Origin of the sequence: Pseudomonas oryzihabitans NBRC 102199 (assembly GCF_000730625.1) — a bacterium.
Taxonomy (GTDB): Bacteria; Pseudomonadota; Gammaproteobacteria; order Pseudomonadales; family Pseudomonadaceae; genus Chryseomonas; species Chryseomonas oryzihabitans.
In genome coordinates this window covers 1-22435 of record NZ_BBIT01000013.1, presented here as the reverse complement: position 1 = coordinate 22435, position 22435 = coordinate 1, and the positions used below count along the sequence as shown (strand labels likewise).

The 22435-nt window shown below is 66.7% G+C and carries 18 protein-coding genes and 1 tRNA gene; 6 read left to right on the top strand and 13 right to left on the bottom strand.

Going from position 1 to position 22435, the window contains the following annotated elements; genetic code table 11:
- Positions 1-400 precede the first annotated feature (400 nt).
- The 9 genes from POR01S_RS13855 to POR01S_RS13820 form a co-directional block, all read right to left on the bottom strand.
- Positions 401-1327: a sugar ABC transporter substrate-binding protein gene (locus POR01S_RS13855; RefSeq protein WP_042136526.1), complete on the bottom strand. Its 927-nt coding sequence runs from the start codon at positions 1325-1327 to the stop codon at positions 401-403.
- Between the two features lie 128 nt (positions 1328-1455).
- Complete coding sequence (locus tag POR01S_RS23705) at positions 1456-1626, bottom strand: hypothetical protein (protein ID WP_156045028.1); 171 nt, start codon at positions 1624-1626, stop codon at positions 1456-1458.
- A gap of 111 nt (positions 1627-1737) precedes the next feature.
- On the bottom strand, positions 1738-2832 hold the full coding sequence (locus POR01S_RS13850; protein WP_042136524.1) for a Gfo/Idh/MocA family protein: 1095 nt from the start codon (positions 2830-2832) through the stop codon (positions 1738-1740).
- A 42-nt stretch (positions 2833-2874) separates the two neighbouring features.
- Entirely contained in the window at positions 2875-3885 is a 1011-nt protein-coding gene (gene iolG / locus POR01S_RS13845; protein ID WP_042136522.1) for a bifunctional inositol 2-dehydrogenase/D-chiro-inositol 1-dehydrogenase, read from the bottom strand.
- Positions 3886-3936: 51 nt separating this feature from the next.
- On the bottom strand, positions 3937-5874 hold the full coding sequence (iolD, locus tag POR01S_RS13840; protein WP_042136520.1) for a 3D-(3,5/4)-trihydroxycyclohexane-1,2-dione acylhydrolase (decyclizing): 1938 nt from the start codon (positions 5872-5874) through the stop codon (positions 3937-3939).
- A 13-nt stretch (positions 5875-5887) separates the two neighbouring features.
- On the bottom strand, positions 5888-7387 hold the full coding sequence (locus POR01S_RS13835; protein ID WP_042136518.1) for a CoA-acylating methylmalonate-semialdehyde dehydrogenase: 1500 nt from the start codon (positions 7385-7387) through the stop codon (positions 5888-5890).
- Positions 7388-7439: 52 nt separating this feature from the next.
- Positions 7440-8255 (bottom strand): 5-deoxy-glucuronate isomerase, encoded by an 816-nt coding sequence (gene iolB, locus POR01S_RS13830; RefSeq protein ID WP_027599137.1) that lies wholly within the window; start codon positions 8253-8255, stop codon positions 7440-7442.
- 11 nt (positions 8256-8266) lie between these two features.
- On the bottom strand, positions 8267-9166 hold the full coding sequence (gene iolE, locus POR01S_RS13825; RefSeq protein WP_042136516.1) for a myo-inosose-2 dehydratase: 900 nt from the start codon (positions 9164-9166) through the stop codon (positions 8267-8269).
- A gap of 25 nt (positions 9167-9191) precedes the next feature.
- Entirely contained in the window at positions 9192-11129 is a 1938-nt protein-coding gene (locus POR01S_RS13820) for a bifunctional 5-dehydro-2-deoxygluconokinase/5-dehydro-2-deoxyphosphogluconate aldolase (RefSeq protein ID WP_042136514.1), read from the bottom strand.
- Positions 11130-11359: 230 nt separating this feature from the next.
- Here POR01S_RS13820 and POR01S_RS13815 point away from each other — a divergent pair, with 230 nt between their 5' ends.
- Both POR01S_RS13815 and POR01S_RS13810 read left to right on the top strand, forming a co-directional pair.
- Complete coding sequence (locus POR01S_RS13815) at positions 11360-12274, top strand: MurR/RpiR family transcriptional regulator (RefSeq protein ID WP_027599134.1); 915 nt, start codon at positions 11360-11362, stop codon at positions 12272-12274.
- Positions 12275-12406: 132 nt separating this feature from the next.
- Positions 12407-12483: transfer RNA gene (locus POR01S_RS13810), tRNA-Met, on the top strand.
- Positions 12484-12918: 435 nt separating this feature from the next.
- Here the strand turns inward: POR01S_RS13810 and otsA are convergent.
- Positions 12919-14370, bottom strand: a complete 1452-nt coding sequence (gene otsA, locus POR01S_RS13805; RefSeq protein WP_042136511.1) for an alpha,alpha-trehalose-phosphate synthase (UDP-forming) — start codon at positions 14368-14370, stop codon at positions 12919-12921.
- A gap of 1 nt (position 14371) precedes the next feature.
- Entirely contained in the window at positions 14372-15130 is a 759-nt protein-coding gene (gene otsB / locus POR01S_RS13800; RefSeq protein ID WP_027599132.1) for a trehalose-phosphatase, read from the bottom strand.
- A 127-nt stretch (positions 15131-15257) separates the two neighbouring features.
- Here otsB and POR01S_RS13795 point away from each other — a divergent pair, with 127 nt between their 5' ends.
- Positions 15258-15791 carry a hypothetical protein gene (locus POR01S_RS13795; RefSeq protein WP_027602836.1) on the top strand — a complete coding sequence of 178 codons (534 nt, stop codon included), beginning with the start codon at positions 15258-15260 and terminating at the stop codon, positions 15789-15791.
- A 13-nt stretch (positions 15792-15804) separates the two neighbouring features.
- Here POR01S_RS13795 and rimI read toward each other — a convergent pair whose 3' ends face one another.
- Both rimI and POR01S_RS13785 read right to left on the bottom strand, forming a co-directional pair.
- Positions 15805-16257 carry a ribosomal protein S18-alanine N-acetyltransferase gene (gene rimI / locus POR01S_RS13790; RefSeq protein WP_007161501.1) on the bottom strand — a complete coding sequence of 151 codons (453 nt, stop codon included), beginning with the start codon at positions 16255-16257 and terminating at the stop codon, positions 15805-15807.
- Positions 16254-17084, bottom strand: a complete 831-nt coding sequence (locus POR01S_RS13785) for a hypothetical protein (protein ID WP_042136509.1) — start codon at positions 17082-17084, stop codon at positions 16254-16256. Before POR01S_RS13785 ends, rimI begins: the two co-directional genes overlap by 4 nt.
- Before the next feature lie 161 nt (positions 17085-17245).
- Between POR01S_RS13785 and mksB the strand changes: the two genes are divergently transcribed.
- The 3 genes from mksB to mksF are packed head-to-tail and all read left to right on the top strand — an operon-like array spanning position 17246 to position 21973.
- Entirely contained in the window at positions 17246-18508 is a 1263-nt protein-coding gene (gene mksB / locus POR01S_RS13780; RefSeq protein ID WP_042136507.1) for an Mks condensin complex protein MksB, read from the top strand.
- Positions 18498-19175 (top strand): Mks condensin complex protein MksE, encoded by a 678-nt coding sequence (gene mksE, locus POR01S_RS13775; protein WP_007161498.1) that lies wholly within the window; start codon positions 18498-18500, stop codon positions 19173-19175. The genes mksB and mksE overlap by 11 nt, the downstream gene beginning before the upstream one ends.
- Positions 19172-21973 carry an Mks condensin complex protein MksF gene (gene mksF, locus POR01S_RS13770; protein WP_042136505.1) on the top strand — a complete coding sequence of 934 codons (2802 nt, stop codon included), beginning with the start codon at positions 19172-19174 and terminating at the stop codon, positions 21971-21973. Before mksE ends, mksF begins: the two co-directional genes overlap by 4 nt.
- Positions 21974-22435: the final 462 nt, after the last annotated feature.

Genomic DNA, 22435 nt, shown 5'->3' with positions numbered 1-22435 from the left:
GCTGGTCAGTGAGGGGTGCGGGGCGCAGGGCTGGCCGTGACGGCATTCGTCAGGTGCTGACAGGTGCCCGGCGGACAGGAGATCGGAGACCCATGCAGGGACAGGAAGCGGGATGGCATGACGGCACCTTTTATTCTTGTTGAAGGGCGCGCTCGCCGAGGCAAGCGTGCCGCTGTACGTCTTGGCTTGCTCTCGACTCTATTGGAAAATAAATTCCAGTCAATATATTTTTGGAATTTTTAGGTGATAACGATCACCGGTTTCCTGCCCAACTGGCGCCGGGTGGAAAGGCCCCGAATAGACGAAACGGGCAGTCCGCTGCCGGACTGCCCGTTTGGTGTGGAAAACCGTGCTGTCGCGGCGCCCTGCCCTCATTCCAGGGCAGCCGCGGCGCCTCAGGTCATTTGGTCATGGCCTGGAATTCGGCGACGTTTTCTGGGGTGATCAGGCGGAAGGGAATCAACACATTCTGCTCGCCCGGGGTCTTGTTGATCATCTTGAGCGCCGCATCGAGGGCCCCTTCGGCCTGGCCCTTGGCGTCCTGGAACACCGAGACCGTCACCAGGCCCCGCTTGATGGCGGCCAAGCCATCCGGCGTACCGTCGACCCCGGTGACCAGCACGTCCTTCTTGCCGGCCTGACGCAGGGCCATGGCCGCGCCGATGGCCATCTCGTCGTTGTTGGCGAAGATGGCGTTGAGCTCCTTGCCGGCCAGCAGCCAGTTGCTGGTCAGGTCCATGGACTTGTCGCGCTGCCAGGCCGCGGTCTGCTCCTCGACGATCTTGATGTCCGGGTACTTGGCCAGGACTTCCTTCACCCCGGCGGTGCGGTTGTGGGTGGAGTTGTTGGCCAGGTCGCCCAGCAGGATGGCCACCTGGCCCTTGCCGCCGAGCTTGTCCGCCACGTACTGAGCCTGCAGGCGGCCGGCTTCCTTGTCGTCGGAGGTCACCGCCACCACGCCCGCCGGCAACTTGGGATCGTCGGGGCGGCGGTTGATGTAGACGATGGGCACGCCGGCCTTGGTGGCGGCCTCGGTCAGGGTCCGGGTGGCGGCGGTGTCCACCGGATTGACGATGACCGCATCGACCTTCTGGCTGATGAAGCTCTGCACCTGGCTGAGCTGCTTGACCACGTCGTTGCGGGCGTCCTCGAATTGCAGCTGCACGCCGTCGGTCTTGGCCTTCTTGGTCATGTATTCGCGCACATAGGTGAGGTAGTTGTCGTCGAACGACGACATGGTCATCCCGACCTTGAGGTCCGCCAGGGCCGCGCTGCTGCCCAGCAGCAGCGACAGCGCCAGGGTGGCAAAGCGAGTTTTTTTCTGCATGGTTCAGGCTCCATTCGTGGGGTGACGATCAGCAAGGGGATCAGGCAGACGCAACGGCCAGGCGCACCTCGGGCGCCACGCGGTCTTGAACCGGGCGGAGCCTGGGCGGACGCCGGACAGCGTGGGGATCAGTGGGGGCGGTAGAACACCGCGGCGCCGGGCGAGGCGCAGAGCACGGCGCCGCTGCGCTCGTGGCAGAACAGCCGGCCCAGCAAGGCGAGCAGCCGGGAGGGACGCTGCACCTTGAGGCGGTGCACGGTGGCGAGGACGAGACGGAAGGAATGCGTGGAGTGGTTCATGTGACGGCACCTATTATTGTTGTCGGGGCGCACGGCCCTGGTGACTCGTGTGTGCAACTGCTCTCGACTCTATTGGAAATTTAATTCCACAACAAGAGCAAAATAGAAATTTCATTCGACATTCGCGGACGACCGCCGTGCGCGTCCCTGGGCACCTGTCAGCGACCGCTCCGCCGTCTCTGCGCGGCCCTCTACCGCCAGGCTTTCGCCCGTTCGGGCACTCTGCCGCGCCGCCTCCAGGATCGCCAGGCAGGCCAGGGTTTCCCGCGGCGTGACCGGCAAGGGCGCGCCCTGGGTCAGGGCGGCCAGCCAGCCTTCGTAGAACAGGTCCCAGCGGCCCCGTTCGCTCGGCACCCGCGAGCGCTCCTCGCCCACGCTCAACCAGCCCCAGCGCTGATGTTCCTCGGCGCCCCAGCTGCCCTTTTCGCTGCGCGGGGTACGCCCCTGGCGCAGGGCCGCGGCCTGGCCGTCCAGGCCATCGACGCTATAGACGCCTCGCTCGCCGACCACCCGCAACCGCTGCGGACAGCGCTGCAGGCCGCTGCCCGAAAGGTGCGAGACCACCCCCGAGCGATGACGCAGGGACAGAAAGAATTCCCGCTCCCGCGCGGGATCGCCACGGGGGAACTGCGCCTCGGCATAGACCCGTTCGACCGGCCCGAACAGCAGCAGCGCCTGGTCCACCAGATGGCTGCCCAGTTCGAGGAGCAGGCCCGCCTCGGTGCCCAGGCCCGCCGCGGTCAGGTCCGTCAGTTGCAGGCGCGACTCGAAGAGGCGTACCCGTCCCAGGCGCTTCTCGCGCAGCAGGCGGGCCAGGGTAAGCAGATCCGAATCCCAGCGGCGCGGTTGATGGATGCAGAGCGGGACGCCACGCCGTTCGGCCAGCGCCAGCAGCTCCTCGGCTTCTGCCAGGGTCCTCGCCAGCGGCGACGCGCAGACCACCGGCAGGCCCCGCAGCAACGCCTCCCGCACCTGCGCCTCCCGTTCGCCGAGGGGCGTGGCGATCACCAGGCTGTCCACCCCGGCAGCGATCAGACCGGCCATGTCGGCATGGCAGGTGACGCCGGGATACGCCCTGCTCAGCTCGGCGCCTGGCGCCGGCGAGCCGGTCACCAGCCCCACCAGCTGGGCACCCGGGGTACTGGCGATCAGCGGCGCCTGCAGCAGGCGCCCGGGGCCGTCGTAGCCGACCAGTCCGATTCTCACGTGCGGAGCCTCCCCTGCAGGCAGCTCATCCCTGCGGGTGACCTAATCGTAGAAGGCCGGCCGGCTGGGCAGGGTCACCGGCTCGATGGCGCCGCTGTCCTGCGCCTTGATGCAGGCGTCGGCGGTGACCGCGGCGATATAGCCGTCCCAGGACGATGGCCCAGTCAGCTGGCCAGCGGCGAGGTCGTCGATGAAGGCCTGCAGCTCCACGTCGTAGGCGGCGATGAATCTGTCCTTCCAGTCCATCAGGATCTCGTTGGACAGCCGCGCCTCGCTGCGCAACTGCACCGAGGTCGGCTCCGGCAGGCGGGCGATGCCGCGCTCGCCGACGATCTCGCACTGGATGTCGTAGCCGTACTGGCAATTGACGAACACCTCGACGTCGATGCGCACGCCCTTGGCCGTTTCCAGCAGCACCACCTGGGGATCGCGCAGGTGCTCGCGCGCCGCCGGCGCCTTGCGCGGAAAGACCACCTGGGCGGAGACGTAGTGATCGTCCAGCAGCCAGGCCAGCACATTGATCTCGTGGATCAGGGTGTCGGTGATGGCCATGTCGGTGCTGTAGTGCTCGCTCACCGTGGGATTGCGGTGAGCGGCGTGGATCATCAGCGGCGCGCCGATGCGATCGGCGTCGACCACTGCCTTGAGCTGGCGATAACCGGCGTCGTAGGGCCGCATGAAACCCACCTGCACCAGCCGCTTGCCGTGGGCCTGCTCGGCCTCGACGATGCGCCGGCAGCCCTCGGCGGTGGTCGCCAGGGGCTTTTCGCAGAACACCGGCTTGCCGGCGGCGATGGCGGCCAGCACGTATTCCTCGTGGGTCGGGCCCCAGGAAGCTACCAGCACCGCCTGGACGTCCGCCGCGGCGATCAGCGCATGGCCGTCCGGGTAGACCTCGGCGGCGATGCCCAGCTCCTGGACCACCCGGGCGGCCTGTTCGGCGTTGATGTCGGTCACCGCCACCACGCGACTGCCCAGCAGGGTGTGGCTCAGGCGGCGGATGTGTTCGCGGCCGATGGCGCCGGTCCCGATGACACCGATGTTCAAGGTCATGACTTCATTCTCCGATTTGGACTTTTGGACTTGTTGTGGAGTGAGCGGCGCTCAGTACTGGCGGGCCTGGGCGGCTTTTTCCCTGAGCACACGGGCGACGGCGGCGATCTTTTCGCTGGTGGCGACCTCGGCGCCGCCTACTCGCCACCAGGACAGGTAGCCGTGCAGCATGGTCTTGGGCAGCACCTTGATGTCGATCAGGGTGGAAACCGTCTGCCGCCGGGCATCGGCCAGGGCCGCTTCCAGCTCCTCCAGGGTGCGCACGCTGTAGGTCTTGCAGCCGTAGGCGGCGGCGCTCATGGCGAAGTCCACCGGCACGAAGTCGCCGTCGAGCCGGCCGGTCTCCGGATTGCGGTAGCGGAATTCGGTGCCGAAGCTGCCCATGCCATGGCCGACCTGCAGGTTGTTGATGCAACCGAAGGTCATGTTGTCGAGCAGCACCACGTTGATCTTGCGCCGCTCCTGGATGGAGGTGGCCAGCTCCGAGTGCAGCATCTGGTAGGAACCATCACCCACCAGCGCATAGACCTCGCGCTCGGGCTCGGCCAGCTTCACCCCCAGGGCGGCGTTGATCTCGTAGCCCATGCAGGAATAGCCGTATTCCAGGTGATAGGTGTTGACGCCCTTGCTCTGCCAGGCGCGCTGCAGGTCACCGGGCAGACTGCCGGCGGCGGCGACGATGATGGCGTCGTCGTCCAGCCGCTCGTTGAGGCGGCCGAGCACCTGGCTCTGGGTCAGGGACGAACCGGTCAGGCGGACGAATTCCTCCAGCACCGCGCGCGGCAGGTCGTCGTCGATCTCCGGTACGAAGTCGGCGCCGGTGTAGCCAACCGCATAGACCCGTTCCACCTCCTGGCGATAGCGCTCGCGCGCCTCTCCGACCTGACCGCCCCAGCCGGCGCGGTAGTCGGTAGCCCCTAGCGCCTCGGTCAGGGCCAGGAGGGCTTCGCGGGCATCGGCCACCACGGCCAGGCCGTCGAGCTTGCCGGCGTCGAAGGCGGCCACGTTGAGATTGAGGAATTCCACCTCGGGATGCTGGTAGAGCCATTTCGAGGAGGTGGTGAAATCGGTGTAGCGGGTGCCCACGCCAATGATCAGATCCGCTTCCAGCGCCAGCAGGTTGGCGGCCAGGCAGCCGGTCTCGCCGATACCGCCGACATTGAGTTCGTGGCTGGAGACGACCGCGCTCTTGCCGGCCTGGGTCTCGGCGAAGGGAATCTCGAAGCGCTCGGCGAAGCGCTGCAGGGCCTCGGCGGCGCCGGAATACTTCACGCCACCGCCGCAGATCAGCAGCGGCTTGCGCTTGCGCCTGAGCAGCTGCACCGCCTCTTCGATGGCGGCGGCCACCGGCGGCCGGCGATCCAGGCGGTGCACCCGCTTGGCGAAGAAGTAGTCGGGATAGTCGTAGGCCTCGCCCTGGACATCCTGGGGCAGCGCCAGGGTCACGGCGCCGGTCTCGGCCGGATCGGTCAGCACGCGCATGGCGTTGATCGCCGCGCTCATCAGCTGCTCGGGGCGGTTTATGCGATCCCAGTACTTGCTCACCGCGCGGAAGGCATCGTTGGTGCTGATCGACAGGTCGTGAAATTGCTCGATCTGCTGCAGCACCGGATCGGGCTGGCGACTGGCATAAACGTCACCGGGCAACAGCAGCAGCGGAATGCGGTTGGCGGTGGCGGTGGCCGCGGCGGTCAGCATGTTGGCCGCGCCCGGCCCCACCGAGGAGGTGCAGGCATAGATCTGCCGGCGCAGCTTCTGCTTGGCGAAACCGGTGGCGGCATGGGCCATGCCCTGCTCGTTACGGCCCTGGTGCACCACCAGGTCACCGGCCTCCTGCTCCAGCGCCTGGCCCAGACCGAGCACGTTGCCGTGGCCGAAGATGGTGAAGACGCCGGCGACGAACTTAGTCTCGACGCCATCGACTCTGAGGTACTGGTTGTCGAGAAATTTCACCAGGGCCTGGGCCATGGTCAGACGTTGGGTGCTCATGGCTTCTCCCCGGTCACTTGGCGGTGGGCATGCTGAATTCGGCGCCCTTGGCGATGCTGTCGGGCCAGCGCTGCATCACGCTCTTGTAGCGGGTGTAGAAGCGCAAGCCTTCCTCGCCATAGGCGTGGTGATCGCCGAACAGCGACCTCTTCCAGCCGCCGAAGGAATGCCAGGCCATGGGCACCGGGATGGGCACGTTGATGCCGACCATGCCCACCTTGATGGTGCGGGCGAAGGCGCGGGCGATGCCGCCGTCGCTGGTGAAGCAGGAGACGCCGTTGCCGAATTCGTGGGCGTTGATCAGCGCCACCGCACTGGCGAAGTCCGGCACCCGCACGATGCCCAGCACCGGGCCGAAGATTTCCTCTTTGTAGATGGTCATCTCCGGGGTCACGCCGTCGAACAGGGTGGCGCCAACGAAGAAGCCATTCTCGGCGCCGGGCACCTTGAAGTTACGGCCATCGACCAGCAGCCTGGCGCCCTCCTCCACCCCCTTGGTGATGTAGCCCTCGACCTTGGCCTTGTGCTGACCGGTCACCAGTGGGCCCATGTCGGCGTCGCTTTCCACGCCGTTGCGTACCCGCAGGGCGTCGATGCGCGGCAGCAGTTTCTCGATCAGGGCATCACCCACCTCGCCCACAGCCACGGCGATGGAGATGGCCATGCAGCGCTCGCCGGCCGAACCGAAACCGGCACCGATCAGGGCGTCGGCGGCCTGGTCCAGGTCGGCGTCGGGCATCACGATCATGTGGTTCTTGGCGCCACCCAGGGCCTGGACGCGCTTGCCGCGGCGGGTGCCTTCCTGGTGGATGTACTCGGCGATGGGCGTGGAGCCGACGAAGGAGATGGCCTCCACGTCCGGGTGCTGCAGGAGCGCGTCCACCGCCACCTTGTCACCCTGGACCACGTTGAATACGCCATCCGGCAGCCCCGCCTGCTTGAGCAGGTCGGCGAGCAACAGGCTGGCGGAGGGATCGCGCTCGGAGGGCTTGAGGATGAAGGTGTTGCCGGTGGCCAGCGCCATGGGAATCATCCACAGCGGCACCATCACCGGAAAATTGAAGGGGGTGATGCCGGCGCACACGCCCAGCGGCTGGCGCAGATTCCAGTTGTCGATGCCGCCGCCGATGTTGTCGCTGTAGCTGGTCTTGGCCAGGTGCGGCGCGGCGCAGGCGAATTCCACCACCTCGATGCCGCGGGTCACCTCGCCCATGGCGTCGGACAGCACCTTGCCGTGCTCGCGGGTGATCAGTGCCGCCAGTTCCCTGTGGTGCTGGTCGAGCAGCTCCTTGAAGCGGAACAGGATGCGCGCCCGCCGCAGCGCCGATTGCTCGGACCACTCGGGAAAGGCCGCCTTGGCGGCGGCGACGGCCTGGTCCACGGTCTGCACCGTGGCCTGGGCGACCCGCGCCTTGACCACGCCCTCGGCCGGGTTGAAGACGTCGCTGAAACGCTCGGCCTGGGTCGAGACCGCGCCGTTGATGTAGTGCCCGATGACGGGGGTGTCGCTCATGTTCTGGCTCCTGGTGGCCTGGGGGTCGCCGCTGCGGCGCGTGCGAAAGGGATTAGCGCGTCAGCAGCCACTCGTGCTGCGGATCGTTGTGGAATTTCCAGACCCGCTTGGGGCCGGCCATCACGTTGAGGTAATAGGACTCGTAGCCATAGGGCACGCTGACCGGGTGATAGCCGCGCGGCACCAGCACCACGTCGTGGTCCTCCACCGCCATGGCCTGGTCCAGATCGCGCTCGTCGGTGTAGACGCGCTGGAAGACGAAGCCCTGTCCCGGATCGATGCGGTGGTAGTAGGACTCCTCCAGCAGACTCTCCGCCGGCAGGTTGTCGCGGTCATGGCGATGGGGCGGATAGCTGGAGGAATGCCCGGACGGGGTGCGCACCTCCACCACCAGCAGCGAATGGGCCGCCGCCGTGTCCGGCAGGATGTCGCAGACATAACGGGTATTGGCGCCCTTGCCGCGGGTGGATCGCTGCATGCTCGCCGGCTCGATCAGCCGCGGCGGCAGCCGGTCTGCCACCACCGGATTGCCCGGCGAGGTGCAGACGGCGATTTCGGCGATGCTGTCGGCGGTCACCCGCGCCTCGCTACCGGGCGGCAGGTAGGCGGCATAGGGCGAGACGTCCTCGAAGACGCTCTGGCGACCGGCCAGTCCGCGCCAGGCGAAGTCGCCCAGTTGCGGATGCCCGCCTTCGATACTGGCGCCGCCGCTGAGCAGCACGATGCAGACCTCCAGGTCACCCGCCAGCACCGGCAGGGACTCGCCCGCTTGCAGGCGATGGGCGGCGAAGCCGACATAGTCCAGGGCACCGGCCGGGACACTGACGATGTCGCGGGCGCTCCGGTCGGCTTTGACGAGCAGATTCATCACAGGTCTCCTCAGGCAGTGGCCTGCGCCACCAGCTGGCGCAGATGGTCGTAGCCCTTCTTGGCGTATTCGTAGGCCGGCGCCACGGCCGGGTCCTGCTCGGCTTCCACCACCAGCCAGCCCTGGTAGCCGGCGGCAACCAGCACCTTGAGCAGCGCCGAGAAGTCGATGTCGCCATCCCCCGGCACGGTGAAGGTGCCGTTGAGGATGCAATCCGGAAAGCTCCACTGGTTGTTGCGCGCCAGCTGCACCACGGCCTTGCGCACGTCCTTGAAGTGCACATGGCAGACCCGGTCGATATGTTGCTGCAGCACGCTCAGGGGATCGCCACCGCCCATGTAGCAGTGACCGGCATCGAACAGCAGGCCGACGTCCGGAGAGGTCAGCGCCATCAGCCGGGCGATGTCCTCGGGCGCTTCCACATAGGCGCCCATGTGGTGGTGATAGGCCAGGCGCAGGCCCTGGGTCAGGGTGAAGGCGGCCAGCCGATCGAGCTTCTCGGCATAGGTCTGCCAGGCGGCGTCGCTGTGGAAGCGCGGCCGCTCGATCAGGGGAATCCGCTGCCCCTGGATGGAGCCGGCCACCTCGCCATAGACCAGTACCCTGGCGCCGTTCTCGGCCAGCAGCCGGCAATGGGGACGGATCGCCTCGATTTCGGCCTCGACGTCACGGTGCGCCAGACCGCTGGAATACCAGCCGGACACCAGTTCCAGGTCATGCTCGCCGAGCACCTCGCCCAGCGCCTTCGGCTCGCTGGGAAACTTGCCGCCCAGCTCGAAGCCCTGGAAGCCGATTTCCTTGCCCTCGCGCAGGATGGTTTCCAGCGGGGTGTCGCCGCCCAGGGCCGGCAGGTCGTCGTTGGCCCAGGAGATGGGGTTGATGCCGATCTTGAGTTGTTGTTGTGCGGTCATGTCAGCCTTGCTCGTCAGGAGGCGATCAGGCGCGGGCGTCGCGCCAGGCCTGGATCAGGAATTCGAAGTTGCTGCGGATCTGCGCGATCAGCGCGCGGTCGTCGAGCTCGCCGGCCAGCCAGGCCCGACTCGGCTGGGCGAAGATGGTCCGGCCCACGGCGAAACCCCGGCAGCGCTGGCTGGCACTGGCCTGCCGAAAGCCTTCGGCCAGCTCCTCGGCCGGGGCGTTGAGGCCCAGCAGCACAACGCCCTGGCAATGGGGATCGCGCTCGGCAATCAACTGGTCGAGTTGCCTCCAGACGGCGGCCGGCTGCGCCTCGATCTTCCACCACTCGGGATAGATGCCCAGGTTGTACAGCCGCTTGATGGCGCGATAGAGCACGTCCGGCCGGCTGGACGCATGGTTCTTCGGCGGGATGACCTCCAGCAGGAGTTCATGACCGCTGGCCTGGGCCGCCTGGTACAGCCCCTTCAGCTGGGCTTCCTGCTCCAGGCGCAGCAGCGGCTCGTCGTCCGGGTGGAATTGCACCAGGCACTTGATGATCTGTTCGCCCGGCCAGCTCAGCAGATTACTGCCCACCGAGCGACCGTGTTCGAAGGCCAGCGGCCGCGAGTTCTGCAGCTCCACCGGCCGCGCCACCCACCAGCCACGGCCGGTGGCGGCGTTCAGCGCATCCTGGCCGAAACGCTCGTCGGCCAGCAGCCCGACATTGGCCGCCACGCCCTGCCGCGCCAGATCCTGTTCGACCTGCTCGATGGCCTGGACGAACAACTGCTTGAGCGCCGGAATCCGCGCCGGATCGGCGCCCACCTGCTGGGCGCTTTCCACCAGCTGGTAGCGGTGATCGAAGGCGAAGATGAACAGCTGTTGCCAGGCGCGGTGGCGGACGCTGACCCGGTGCAGCCGGGTGAGCACGGGATCGAGGTCGGGTCGGGTGATGGGCACCGGACTGTGGTGGAGGTAGTCCAGTTCGGCCAGGGTCGGCATGGCCGGGGCGCAGCCATGGCGCGACACCACCAGTCCGCCGCAGGCATTGGCCAGCCGGCAGCATTCGGCATCGTCGCCACCGGTCAGCCAGCCGCGCAGGAAGCCGGACATGAAGGCATCGCCGGCGCCCAGCACATTGAGCACTTCGACGCGGATACCACGATGGATCTCGCCGTCCTCGAGACGCGCCGGGATGGCGCCGTGGAGCACCGTGCAGCCCTGGGCGCCGAGCTTGACCACCAGGGTCGCCGCGGTCACCTCGCGCACCCGGCGCAGCGCGGTGAGCAGGTCTTCGCTGCCCCCGGCGATCTGGAATTCCTCCTCGGTGCCCACCACCAGGTCGAAGCGCGGCAGGATGCGCTGCACATGGGCGCTGACCTCGGCACTGGCGATGAAACGGGTCTCGCCATCGGCCTTGCCGGTCAGCCCCCAGAGCACCGGGCGGTAGTCGATGTCCAGCACCCGCTTCACGCCATTACGCTCGGCATAGTCCAGGGCCCGGCTGCTGGCCTGGAACACGCCCTCGGTGGAGAAGTGGGTACCGGTGATCAACAGCGCCTTGGCGCTGGCGATGAAGGCCTCGTCGATGTCGTCCGCGCCCAGCGCCATGTCGGCGCAATTCTCACGATAGAACACCAGGGGAAAGGTCTCGCGGTCCTTGATGCCCAGCAGCACCAGGGCAGTAAGGCGCTCGCGATCCACCTGGATGCCGCGGGTGTCGCAGCCTTCCTGCGCCAGCGTCCGGGTCAGGAAGCGCCCCATGTGGTCGTCGCCGACCCGGGTCAGCATCGCCGACTTCAATCCCAGGCGCGCGGTGCCGAAGGCGATGTTGGCGGAGGATCCCCCCAGGTACTTGGCGAAGCTGCTGACGTCTTCCAGCGGCGCCCCGATCTGCTGCGCATAGAGGTCGACGCCCAGTCGCCCCAGGCAGATGACATCCAACTGGCGCCCGCTGGCGAAGAAATGATCATCCATGGGTGGCTCCTGCTTATTGTTATCGGCCAACCGCGCGGACCCGAGGGGCCGAACGTGTGAGTGAGCTCAGGCTAGAACGACGCCGCGGACAAATCAACAAATTTTCCACATTAGATTTTATGGAATTTAATTTCCATAACTGGCGTACACTGCTCCTGCCGCCCCACTTCGACGCCGCCCGGCGAATGGGTTAAGTTGCCGGCACAAGAATCCCTACCGTGAGATAGCCCATGTCCTCCGACTCCCCGGCCGACGACCCCCTCAGCAGCGCGCCGCTGGCCGATCCGCCCGGCAACGTCGAGCAGTTGCTGGCCTGCATCGCCCGTGACTACGAGGCCCTGCCGCGCCAGCTGAAACGGGTGGCCGCCTATGTCAGCCAGCAGAGCGACAGGGTCATGGTGGATCGCATCAGCGATATCGCCGGGCAGTGCGAGGTGCACCCCTCGGCCATCGTGCGCTTCTCCCAGCGCTTCGGCTTCAAGGGCTTCAGCGAGATGCAGGCGCTGTTTCGCGAGGCCTACACCCACAAGACCACGCCGGTGCAGAACTACCAGCAGCGCATCCGCAGCATGATCGCCAACAAGAGCCAGCGCGCCAGCAGCGGCGATCTGGCCCGCGAATGCATCAACGCCACCCGCTCGGGTCTGGATCGACTGGCCGAGGAACTGGACGACGCCGCCTTCGACAAGGCCGTCGACCTGCTGGTGAACGCCGAGAACATCTATGTGGTGGGGGTGCGCCGCTCCTTCGCCGTGGCCGACTACCTGGTCTACAACCTGCAGCACACCAACAAGCGCATCCACCTCATCACCGGCCTGGGCGGCGGCTATCGCGAGCAGATGCGCAGCATCGCCCAGGGCGACCTGCTGATCGCCATCAGCTTCAGCCCCTATGGCAAGGAAAGTCAGCAGTGCGTGCGCATCGCCCAGCACCACAAGGCCAAGACGCTGATCATCACCGACAGCAACCTCTCGCCCCTGGCCAAGCGCGCCGATTCGCTGCTGCTGGTCAACGAGGGCAGCGCCTTCGCCTTCCGCTCCCTGAGCGCCACCCTCTGCCTGTGCCAGGCGCTGTTCCTGGCCCTGGGCTATCGCCTGGAGCTGAAGATGGACGAGATCCAGTTGCCGCTGGACGAGGACGACTAGCCGGGAGCGGCCGGACGCAGCAGCCGGCCAGGCCCCGGCAGGGCTGCGCAAACGCTTGATCGACAAACAGAAATTTCTTGAGCAGAAGGCTTGACAGCTACCGGCGCCTTGCCAATAATGCGCGCCTCGGATGGCTACGTAGCTCAGCTGGTTAGAGCATAGCATTCATAATGCTGGGGTCCGGGGTTCAAGTCCCTGCGTAGCCACCACCTATTTTCAAGGGTCAGCGTAAGCTGGCCCTTTTTTATTGCCCTCGAAAAAGTCCACCGTGGCACCGCTCTTAGTCCCCTCTCCCTCCGGGAGAGGGCCAGGGTGAGGGCACCGCCGCTCCCTCTCCTGAACAGCCTGCCCGCCCCACGGATAAGTCCTGCAGAAGCAGACCCAAGCCACAGGCAGCACCGCTCTTCGTCCCCTCTCCCCCCGGGAGAGGGCTAGGGTGAGGGCCCCGCCGCTCCCCCCCCTTTGGACAGCTTGCCCGCCCCACGGATAAGTCCCGCCCAAGCAGACCCAAGCCACAGGCAGCACCGCTCTTCGTCCCCTCTCCCCCCGGGAGAGGGCTAGGGTGAGGGCCCCCTTCACGCCAACCTCAGCCCCGCCCATGAAAAAGCCCGGCCTAGGCCGGGCTCGATCACCGCGCAAGCAGCTTACAGCGCGACCTTCTGCTTGCTCTCCACCTCTTCCACAGCCGCTGCGTCCTGGGTGTCGATGGACTGCACCAGCGCCTTGGAGCTGAAGGCCCGCAGGTCGCGCAGGAAGTTGTCGCGCCAGGAGGCCAGGTCGGCCTGGCGGATCACCCGCATCATGTCCTCATAGCGCGACTTGCGCTCTTCCAGCGGCATGCGCAGCGCCCGGTCCAGCGCCTCGGCCATGCCGACATGGTCATAGGGATTCACGATCAGCGCGGAGTTGAGTTCGCGCGCCGCTCCGGCGAAGCGCGACAGCACCAGCACGCCGGGATTCTCCGGGTCCTGGGCCGCCACGTACTCCTTGGCCACCAGGTTCATGCCATCGCGCAGCGGCGTCACCAGACCCACGTCGGAGGAGCGGAACAGCCCCATCACCGTGCGCCGGTCATAGCTCTTGTTCAGGTAGCGGATCGGCGTCCAGTCCAGCTCGGAGAAATGCCCGTTGATATGGCCGGCATGGCTCTCCAGCTGACGGCGGATGTTCTGGTAGGAGACCACGTCCGCCCGCGACGAGGGCGCGATCTGCACGAACTGCACCGCCCGGTGATGCTCGGGGAAATGCTCCAGCAGCTTCTCGAACGCCTGGAAGCGCTCCACCAGCCCCTTCGAGTAGTCGAGTCGGTCGACGCTGACGATGGTCTTGTAGGGCACGCCCTCAATGCTGCGCGAGATGAACTGGCGCCGCGTGCGATAGGACTCGGCCTGCTTCTGGATGACGTCCGGCATCACGCCGATGGGATAGACGCCCACCCGGAAGTTATGCCCGTAGGCGGTCAGGCTACCGTCCTTCTCCAGCACGCCGCGTACCTCGCGGGTGATGTAATCCTGGAAGGCCAGCTGGTCGGTATCGGTCTGGAAGCCGATCAGGTCGTAGAAGCACAGGGTCTTGAGCAATTCGTTGTGCGGCGGGATCGCGGTGAGGATTTCCGGCGCCGGAAAGGGAATGTGCAGGAAGAAGCCGATGCGGTTGCGGATACCCAGCATGCGGCAGGCTTCGGCGAAGGGAATCAGGTGATAGTCGTGCACCCAGATGATGTCATCGGGCTTGAGCAGGGACTTCAGGCGTTCGGCCATGGCCATGTTGACGCGCCGATAGCCGTCGTACTCTTCACGGTTGTAGCGCGCCAGATCGATCCGGTAGTGGAAGATCGGCCAGAGGGTGGCGTTGGAAAAACCGCGGTAGTAGTGGTCGTAGTCGCGCTTGGTCAGGCCAAAGGTCACGTAGTCGATGTTGTCCTTGGTCTGGGTCTTGGCCGGCCCGTTTTCCTTGACCGTCTCGCCGTTCCAGCCGAACCAGATGCCGCCCGACTTGCGCAGGGCATCCAGTACGCCCACTGCCAGACCACCCGCGGTCGCCTTGCCTTCTTCGATCGGGGCCACCCGATTCGATACCACCACTAAACGGCTCATCCTAATCTCCTTGCTTATAATGTGGCGCGAGGTCACGGCTCAGCTGCTGCAGCCAGAGGGCTACCGCTTCCACCGAAGGCAGGCGGGTCTTGGCGACCGTCTCCCCCTCTCCTACCTTGACGGTCAGACCGCCTCGCGCATTGACGACAGTGAACCCCTCTTCATCGGTACGATCGTCGCCGAGAAACACCGGCAGGCAGCCGGCAAAGGGTTCCAGTTCGAGAAAACGGGCGATGGCCTCGCCCTTGCTCGCCGCAGCGGGCTTGAGTTCGAAGACGCACTTGCCCGGTTGCAACTTGAATTCGGGATGGTCGGCGGCGATGCCTTCGGCCAGTTCGCGCACCAGGGCTTCCTTGTCCGGCGCCTGGCGATAATGCAGGGCGAAGGCCACGCTCTTGCGCTCCAGCAGCAGGTCCGGATGGTCGGCCAGGGCCGCTTCCAGGCGGGCGCCGACCTGCGCCAGCACCGCGGCGTCCAGGGTCACCCGATGGATCTCGCCTTGGGGATCGCGCCATTCGGCACCATGTACGCCAGCCGCCGGCAGTTGCAGCGGCCTGGTGAATCCGTCGATCTCCGCCAGCGGTCGCCCGGAGACCACGGCGACGCCATGGTGGCGCGCCAGCTGCTCGAGCGCAGCGAGGGTTTCGGCGGGAATGAAAACCTGTTCCGGACGTGGCTGCAGTTCTGCCAGGGTGCCATCCAGATCGAAGAAGAAGGCCAGCGGCTGGCCCGATGAGGTGAGGCTGTCGAGGTCGATCATGGAAGGTACGACTGCCGGGTCACCGTATGGTTCGTTCACACCTTCCGGCAGTGCCGAGGAATTCCCCTTGCCGGCTCGTAGTCGGATTCAGGGAGATGCTCTAGCAGCCCTGCCTTTGGAGACCACCATGAACAAGCCCGATATCACCAAGACCCCCGAAGAGATCGACGACATCCAGGACCGCATGGGCGACATGCGCGAACTCGACTTCAGCGATCGCAAGGACGAGCGTCAGGGCCGTGCCGGCGACGAGATGGATGAACGCGACTACGAAGGCCAGTTTCCCGAAGAGCGCGTGCGCCAGGCCGGCATGACCGGTGGCGAGACCCTGGATCATCAACCGACCATGGACGACGCCAGTCCGGAGACCCTGCTGGACGAGACGGGTGCCCGCTCGCCGACCGACTACGGCGATGCCTGGCCCAACGACAAGGAGCTGAGCGTGGTCGAGGACAGCGACATCGGCGGCGGCTCCGGCCAGGACGAAGCCGAACTCGGTCGCAGTCATCCCCTGGACGGCCAGGCCTGGGACGGCGAAGCCGACGAACCCAACGAAGCCGAGACCCAGAGGGACGCCCGCTACGCCGATCTGGATGCGAACGACGAAGACCTCGCCGGGGACACCGGTCTGGACCTGGACGAAAAGCGCGCCGATCACTGAGGCCGCTGAAGGCCTAGTCGAGCAGCGTACAGGCCATCACCAGCGCATCTTCCCGGCCGCCGACCGCGGGATAATAGTCCCGCCGGCGGCCGATCTCGTTGAAGCCATAGCGTTCATACAACCGGTAGGCCGCCTGGTTGCTGGCGCGCACCTCCAGAAAGCACTCATTGGCCTTGGCCTTGCGTGCTTCCTGCAGCAGGTGTTCCAGCAGCCGCAGGCCGAGACCACGCCCCTGGCTTTCCGGTTTGATGGTGATGTTGAGCAGATGGGCCTCGTCGAGGATGACGTTGATCACCCCGTGCCCCACCTGCTGCTCGCCGGCCGTCATCACCCAGCAGTCGTAGGACTTCAGCGCATCGCTGAAGATGCCGCGGGTCCAGGGATGGCTGAAGGCCTGATATTCGATCTTCAATACCGTGTTCAGATCGGCTTCGGTCATCCGCCGAAAGCTCACCGCATCGTTCATTGCTGTTCCATCCAGCGGCGCCGCAACGGGCGCATGGCTTGCCAGAACGCGGCCTTGGCGGCCGGCTCTTCCATCAAGATATCCAGTCCCGGCACCAGCCAGGCCGGTCCCAGGGCGGTGTCCTGCTCCACCCCCGTGAGCTGCGCATCCTCGACGCCACTGCAGCGCCGCGCGGCGCCGCCGATCAGCCAGAGGCCCAGGCCTTCACCCAGGCGCTCCTGGTGCCCGGAGACGAAGCTCTGCACGAATTCGGCCGCTGCCGCCGGGCCCTGGTCGAGTTGGCCGCTGTTGAGCAGTGGCCAGCGAATCGGCTCTTCGCTGACGATCCGCGGCGTATCCGGCAGGCCGGCAGCGCGCAGCAGATCCCGCAGCAGCAGATAGGCGGGATCGCGCGAACCCAGGGTGTCGCCGGTGGGCAACTCCAGCAGCAGCAGGCAACGCCCGGCCTGGAGCAGCTGCAGGGCGAAGCGCGGCGCCGGCTCCCGCGGTGGCGGCGGCGCCCGCTCCGGTTCCGGCTCGGCCACCGGAGTAGCAACGGGCTTCACCGCCGCGGGTCGCGGGATCTCGATACGCGGCCGATGCGCCGCCGGTGCCTCGGCTGCCGCAGCGACCGGCGCGGCCTTGGCCACCGGCTCCGGGCGGACCACCCGAGCGGCGACGGGCGCCTCTTCCGGCTCCTCGACCCACAGGGCTTCCGGCCGCGAAGGCGCGGCGAAGGGCAACCCCGTGCGCGGCACCCAGACATCCAGCTGCAACGCCTGCAGATAGGCGCGACGACGCGCCTCGGCGGCAAGCGCGGGGCTGGTGGCGGTGACGGGGTCGGACATGGGCGGATCCTTCGGACACGCGGCGGGATTATGCGGGGCGGCATTGTCGCGCGGATCGCCGCGGATCGAAAGGCCGCCCTGCCCATCGGTCCCACCGCGGTCACATCGAAGGCTCTGGCGTCTGGAGTACAATGGCGCTTTTGTCTGGTGCGGTCCCCGCCATGATCGACCCCAAACGCGTCCTGCGTACCCTCGCCGAACACTGGCACCTCATCGACCCGCTGTGCGCCCACTTCGACAGCGGCACCCTGGGCCTGGCCGAGTTGCGTACCCGCCTGGCCGAACAGCTGCCCGAGCGCACGCCGGCCGACCTCACCGCCCTCCTCGACACCTGGATCCGTCTGGACATCCTGGTGCCGGTGGCCAAGAGCCCCAATCGCTTCGAACTCAATGGCCAGATCCACGACTTCCTCGGCTATCTCAGGCGCGAACACCGCCTGGGCCTGTGCCTGGAAATCGAGGCCTACCTGCGCCATCTGGAGCGCCTCGCCGGCCACATCCGCGAAGCCTTCGACAACCGCGACGGCCCCGACCTCGTTCGCCAGCTGCGCCTGCTGGACATGCGCGTGCGCGATGTCCTCAAGAAGCTGGCCAACGACGGCCATGCCCTGGAGGGCGTCGCCGAGCGCGCCAAGACCAGCGATCGCCAGATCCCCCTGCGCCAGCGCTATGCCGAGGTGCTGGCCACCTGGGACGAATACGTCGAGCCGATGATCCAGCTGGTGGCCGCCGACGGCGCTTTCGAGCGCGGCGTCCACCGCGTCGAGCAGGTGCTCCTGCACCTGCTGGGCGAACAGCAGCGCCTCGGCCAGCTGGTCGACGATGACCTGCTGCTGCGCACCCAGGCGCGCATCCTGGAGATGCACAACGCCGCCCAGCTGGCGCTCAGACGTGCCCGCGAATTGCTGCTGCCGCTGCGCGAGGAAGCGCGTCGGCACAATGCCGTGACCCGCGGCGCCGCCCTGGCCCTGGCCACCATCCGCCGCAAGGGCCTCGACGCCGTGCCCCAGGCCGCCCTGCCCCTGTTCAGCCGGCCGCAGAGCGTCTTTCTCGGCACCACCGCCCAGGTGGAAAGCTATGTCTACGCCCTGGCGCGCTTCGAGCCCAAACCGGCGCGCTTTCCCAGCCAGAGCAGTCGCCCGCGGGAAAGCGAACGCCCGGCCGCGCCCCGTACCGCCCGCGAGATGCTCGATCTCTGCCAGGACGCCCTGCCGCTGCCGGATCTCATGGCCTGGCTGCTGGAACAGGAGCCGGCCGGCGACACCGACGAGTTGCTCTACTGGTTCTCGCGCCTGTCCCGCGATGCGCGCTTCCAGCGCCAGCGCCTGGACCGCCGCCACTACGACACCCTCGAACACCGCGTCAGCCTGTGCTCCTACGCCCTGACCGCCCGATCTCTCGCGAGCGACGCCCATGCAACTTGATCTCAACGAAATGACCCAGCTCGCGCCCATCTTTCGCGAGCTGTTCAAGGGCTATCACCTGTCCCGCAGCGAGCCCGAGAGCTACGCCCAGCTCAGCCAGCAGCAGGACCAGTACCGCGCCCTGTTCCGCGCCCTCGGCTTCGAACTGGTCTGCGATCCGCGCGGCTTCTACTACTTCGTGCCCGAGCAGATGGGCGCCCAGGTCAACAAGACCGCCCAGCGCCTGGCGCTGTTCACCTTCATCCTGGTCGAGCACCTGGCCGACCAGGGCCGCGACCCCCTGGCCGTGCTCGACGGCGGCACCCTGGGCCGGCACGAGTTGCCGGCGCTGCTGGACAAGTACCGCGACCTCTTCCTGCAGGCCGAGGTCACCACCCAGGAAGAGCTGGAGGAAAAGATCCTGCGCCGCCTGACCCAGCTCGGCTTCGCCCTGGACAGCAACGGCACCTACCGCTTCCTGCCGCCCATGCACCGCTTTCTCGATGTCTGCCTGACCGTGCAGCAGGATCGCGACCTGGCCGCTGGTCTGCATGCCAGCGACCTGCCGCTGCCGGCCCCGACCCTCGCCAGCGACGAAGACGGCAGCGAACAGGAAGGTGCCGACGAGGATGACGAAGAGGCTGCCCTGGCCCGCGCCATCGCCGCAGAACGGGAGTTCGACCTATGATCCGCTACGGCATCAGCCGCTTCGCCCTGCTCAACACCGCCGGCTACAGCCTCGGCCTCTTCCCACTGGAACAGCCGCTGTCGGTCTACGGCGCCAACAACCTGGGCAAGAGCGCCTCGATCAACGCCCTGCAATTCCCCATCCTGGCGCGGCTCTCCGACATGAGCTTCGGCAAGTACAGCAACGAGCAGTCGCGCAAGTTCTACTTCGCCACCGACACCAGCTACATCCTCATCGAATTGCGCCTGGCCCACGGCCCCCACGTCATCGGTGTGGCCGGTCGTGGCCCGGGCGGTGGCTTCGGCCACCAGTTCTTCGCCTATGCCGGCGAACTGGACCTGGCCCATTACCAGCGCGACGGCGCCTGCCTGCGCCAGCGCGAACTCTTCGCCAGTCTGGAGCGCGCCGGCCTCAAGGCCTATGAGGTCAAACCCGAGGAATTGCGTCGCCTGCTGGTTGGCGGCCATACCAGCATCCCGCTGGACCTGACCCTGATCCCGCTGCGATCCACCAGCGAACAGAGTCTCAAGACCTTCCGCGCCCTGTTCATCAACCTGCTGCACATGCGTGAGATCACCGCGGCCAAGCTCAAGCAGCTGTTTCTCGATGCCTTCGAGCACAGCCTGAGATCCGGCAGCGTCGACTATATCGCCGCCTGCGAGGAAGCCTTCCGCGACGTGCGCCGCATGGAGCAGGACTACCAGTCGCTGGTCGCCGCCGGCCCCTTGGTGGAAGCCCTGGCCAATGGCGTCGAGCAACGCGACCGCCTGAGGGGCAAGCTGCATCGCCTCTCGCCGCTGCTCGACAGTCTGCTCGGCACCTGGCAGCACTACGCCCTGGACCGCCGTGACGAACTCCTGGCCCAGACCGAACACTACCGTCAGGAACAGGACGGTCTGCAGCAGAGCCAGCGCGACGGCACCAGCGAACTGATGCGCCGCGAGCGCGAGATCAGCAGCCTGCAGCGCTGGCTCGCCGAGCTGGCGCAGCTCAAGCACCGCTTCGCCCTGGTGGACTCCACCGCGCCCCTGGAAGCCCAGCTGCTGGCCGCCAAGGACGCCCACGACGAACTGGCCGGCGCCCTGTCCCAGGCCCGCCAGTTCAGCAGCGAAGACCTAGACCAGCGCGTCCGCGAGCTGGAGCAGCGCCTCAAGGCTATTCGCCAGCAACTCGACCACGCGGACAACAACAGCTACGCCCGCCTGCGCGAGGAATTCAGCCAGGCCGACGTCGACCGCCTGATGCGGCTGTTCAATGGCCAGCTGTTCAGCCTGCCACTCGGCCCCAAGGGCGTCGAACTGAGCGAAGACGGCAACTGGGTAAAGACCTTCGAAAGCATCCTGGTGCGCTTCCAGGGCGATCGCCTCGAATTGCCGGGCCTGTCCCTCGACCTGTCGGGCATCGAGCCACCCACCCTGCAGGCCCTCGCCGATCGCGCCGCCCTGCGTGACCAGAAGGACCGCCTGGAGCGCGAACTCAAGCAGCTCAAGGCGCAGCAGGGTGTCAGTCTCGACCGCCAGGCCAGCAAGGCCCAGGCCGAAGCCCTCTACCAGCAGGTCCTGGATGCCCAGAAGGCCCTGGAAGACTTCCGTCGCTGCCAAACTCTGGGTGCCGAGGAAAACGAGAAGCTCGAACAGCTGGCCCAGCTGGAAGCCGCCCAGGACGAACTGAGACGCGCCGGCGACGCCTTCACCGAGCGCGTCCAGCAACTCTCCGCCAAGCTGCAGCTGATCGGTCGCCAGCTGGCCGACCTGGAAGCCAAGGACCGCACCCTGGCCGACGCCCTGCGCCGCCGCCAGCTGCTGCCCACCGATCTGCCCCAGGGCACGCCCTTCATGGAGGCGGTCGACGATTCCCTGGAAAACCTGCTGCCGCTGCTCAACGACTACCAGGACACCTGGCAGGCCCTGCAGCGCGCCGACACCCAGATCGAGGCGCTCTATGCCCAGGTCCGCCTCAAGGGCGTCGCCAAGTTCGACAACGAGGAAGATCCCGAGCGCCGCCTGCAGCTGCTGGTCAACGCCTATGCCCATCGCCAGGACGAAGCCCTGACCCTGGCCAAGGCCCGCCGCGCCGCCGTCACCGACATCGCCCGGACCCTGAGAAACATCCGCAGCGACTACGACAACCTCGAACACCAGCTGCAGCTGTTCAACCGCGAGATCAATCGCAAGCAGGTCTCCAATCTGGAGAGCTTCCGCATCGTCCTGGCGCCGAACAAGGAGGCGCTCAAGCACATCGACCAGATCATCCACAGCGCCGGTCAGTACGAGGAAGGCGAAACCCTGTCGGTCTTCGATCTCACCCAGGACAGCAGCCAGGACCAGAAGAACGAGGACGCCAAGGAATACCTGGCGCGTTTGGTGGCCGCCAACGGCAACCAGCTCGGCCTCAAGGACCTCTTCGAGCTGGCCTTCGAGATCACCAAGCAGGGCGGCCAGCCGATCCTGCACACCGACATCGACGGCGCCGCCTCCAACGGCACCACCATGACCATCAAGGCGCTCACCAACATGTACCTGTTGCTGCACCTGATGGACCGGGAGCAGGCTGCCAAGATCCGCCTGCCCTACTACCTGGACGAAGCCGCCGACATCGACGAACGCAACCAGCAGGCGCTGATCGAGACCAGCCAGCAACTGGGCTTCGTGCCCATCCTGGCCAGCGTCAAACCCCAGGTCAGCGCCCAGGTCGCCATCGACCTCGAAGGCGGCAGCGGCCCCGGCGGCATCTACATCGACGAAGCCGACTGGAAGTACATCGCCAAACGCGACCTGGCCCTGCCCGAACCTGCGTGAGCCCCTGCCAGAACGCAAAAAGCCCGGCATCTGCCGGGCTTTTTCTTGCTCGCGTAACGCTGCGGTAGGTTGGGTTGAGCGCAGCGACGCCCAACATCCAGCTGATCGCGGCCATGGGCCGCTCCTACGGCATGCCTTCTAGCAGGAGCGGCGGCATCGGCGGACCACCATGGCCACAACAGCCCGGCGCAGCCGGGCTGTTGTAGCTCCTTTGCTCTTTGCGGAATGCCAGCAGCACACATCTGGCAGCCCTGCGCCAACCTCTCCGCCACTCCGCTCCTGGTCCCCTCTCCCCCCCGGGAGAGGGCTAGGGTGAGGGCAACCTCAGCTACGTAGCGTCAGGTGTCCGCTGGCCGATCATCTGCCCCCAGCGCCTAGGCATGCTGACGTCCGGCCAAACTTTTCCCGCCCCAAAGACAACACCCCCGCCAGAGTGAACTGAGCGGGGGTGCTGGGTGTTAG

Bases quoted from the DNA above. Each gene is read 5' to 3' on its own strand.
- mksE (WP_007161498.1), top strand. From the start codon at position 18,498: ATGCAACTTGATCTCAACGAAATGACCCAGCTCGCGCCCATCTTTCGC.
- POR01S_RS13855 (WP_042136526.1), bottom strand. From the start codon at position 1,327: ATGCAGAAAAAAACTCGCTTTGCCACCCTGGCGCTGTCGCTGCTGCTG.
- mksF (WP_042136505.1), top strand. From the start codon at position 19,172: ATGATCCGCTACGGCATCAGCCGCTTCGCCCTGCTCAACACCGCCGGC.
- iolB (WP_027599137.1), bottom strand. From the start codon at position 8,255: ATGAATCTGCTCGTCAAAGCCGACCGGAGCGCCCGCGACATCGTCAGT.
- POR01S_RS13795 (WP_027602836.1), top strand. From the start codon at position 15,258: ATGAACAAGCCCGATATCACCAAGACCCCCGAAGAGATCGACGACATC.
- otsB (WP_027599132.1), bottom strand. From the start codon at position 15,130: ATGATCGACCTCGACAGCCTCACCTCATCGGGCCAGCCGCTGGCCTTC.
- POR01S_RS13815 (WP_027599134.1), top strand. From the start codon at position 11,360: ATGTCCTCCGACTCCCCGGCCGACGACCCCCTCAGCAGCGCGCCGCTG.
- POR01S_RS23705 (WP_156045028.1), bottom strand. From the start codon at position 1,626: ATGAACCACTCCACGCATTCCTTCCGTCTCGTCCTCGCCACCGTGCAC.
- iolG (WP_042136522.1), bottom strand. From the start codon at position 3,885: ATGACCTTGAACATCGGTGTCATCGGGACCGGCGCCATCGGCCGCGAA.
- iolD (WP_042136520.1), bottom strand. From the start codon at position 5,874: ATGAGCACCCAACGTCTGACCATGGCCCAGGCCCTGGTGAAATTTCTC.
- mksB (WP_042136507.1), top strand. From the start codon at position 17,246: ATGATCGACCCCAAACGCGTCCTGCGTACCCTCGCCGAACACTGGCAC.
- otsA (WP_042136511.1), bottom strand. From the start codon at position 14,370: ATGAGCCGTTTAGTGGTGGTATCGAATCGGGTGGCCCCGATCGAAGAA.
- rimI (WP_007161501.1), bottom strand. From the start codon at position 16,257: ATGAACGATGCGGTGAGCTTTCGGCGGATGACCGAAGCCGATCTGAAC.
- POR01S_RS13835 (WP_042136518.1), bottom strand. From the start codon at position 7,387: ATGAGCGACACCCCCGTCATCGGGCACTACATCAACGGCGCGGTCTCG.
- iolE (WP_042136516.1), bottom strand. From the start codon at position 9,166: ATGACCGCACAACAACAACTCAAGATCGGCATCAACCCCATCTCCTGG.
- POR01S_RS13785 (WP_042136509.1), bottom strand. From the start codon at position 17,084: ATGTCCGACCCCGTCACCGCCACCAGCCCCGCGCTTGCCGCCGAGGCG.
- POR01S_RS13820 (WP_042136514.1), bottom strand. From the start codon at position 11,129: ATGGATGATCATTTCTTCGCCAGCGGGCGCCAGTTGGATGTCATCTGC.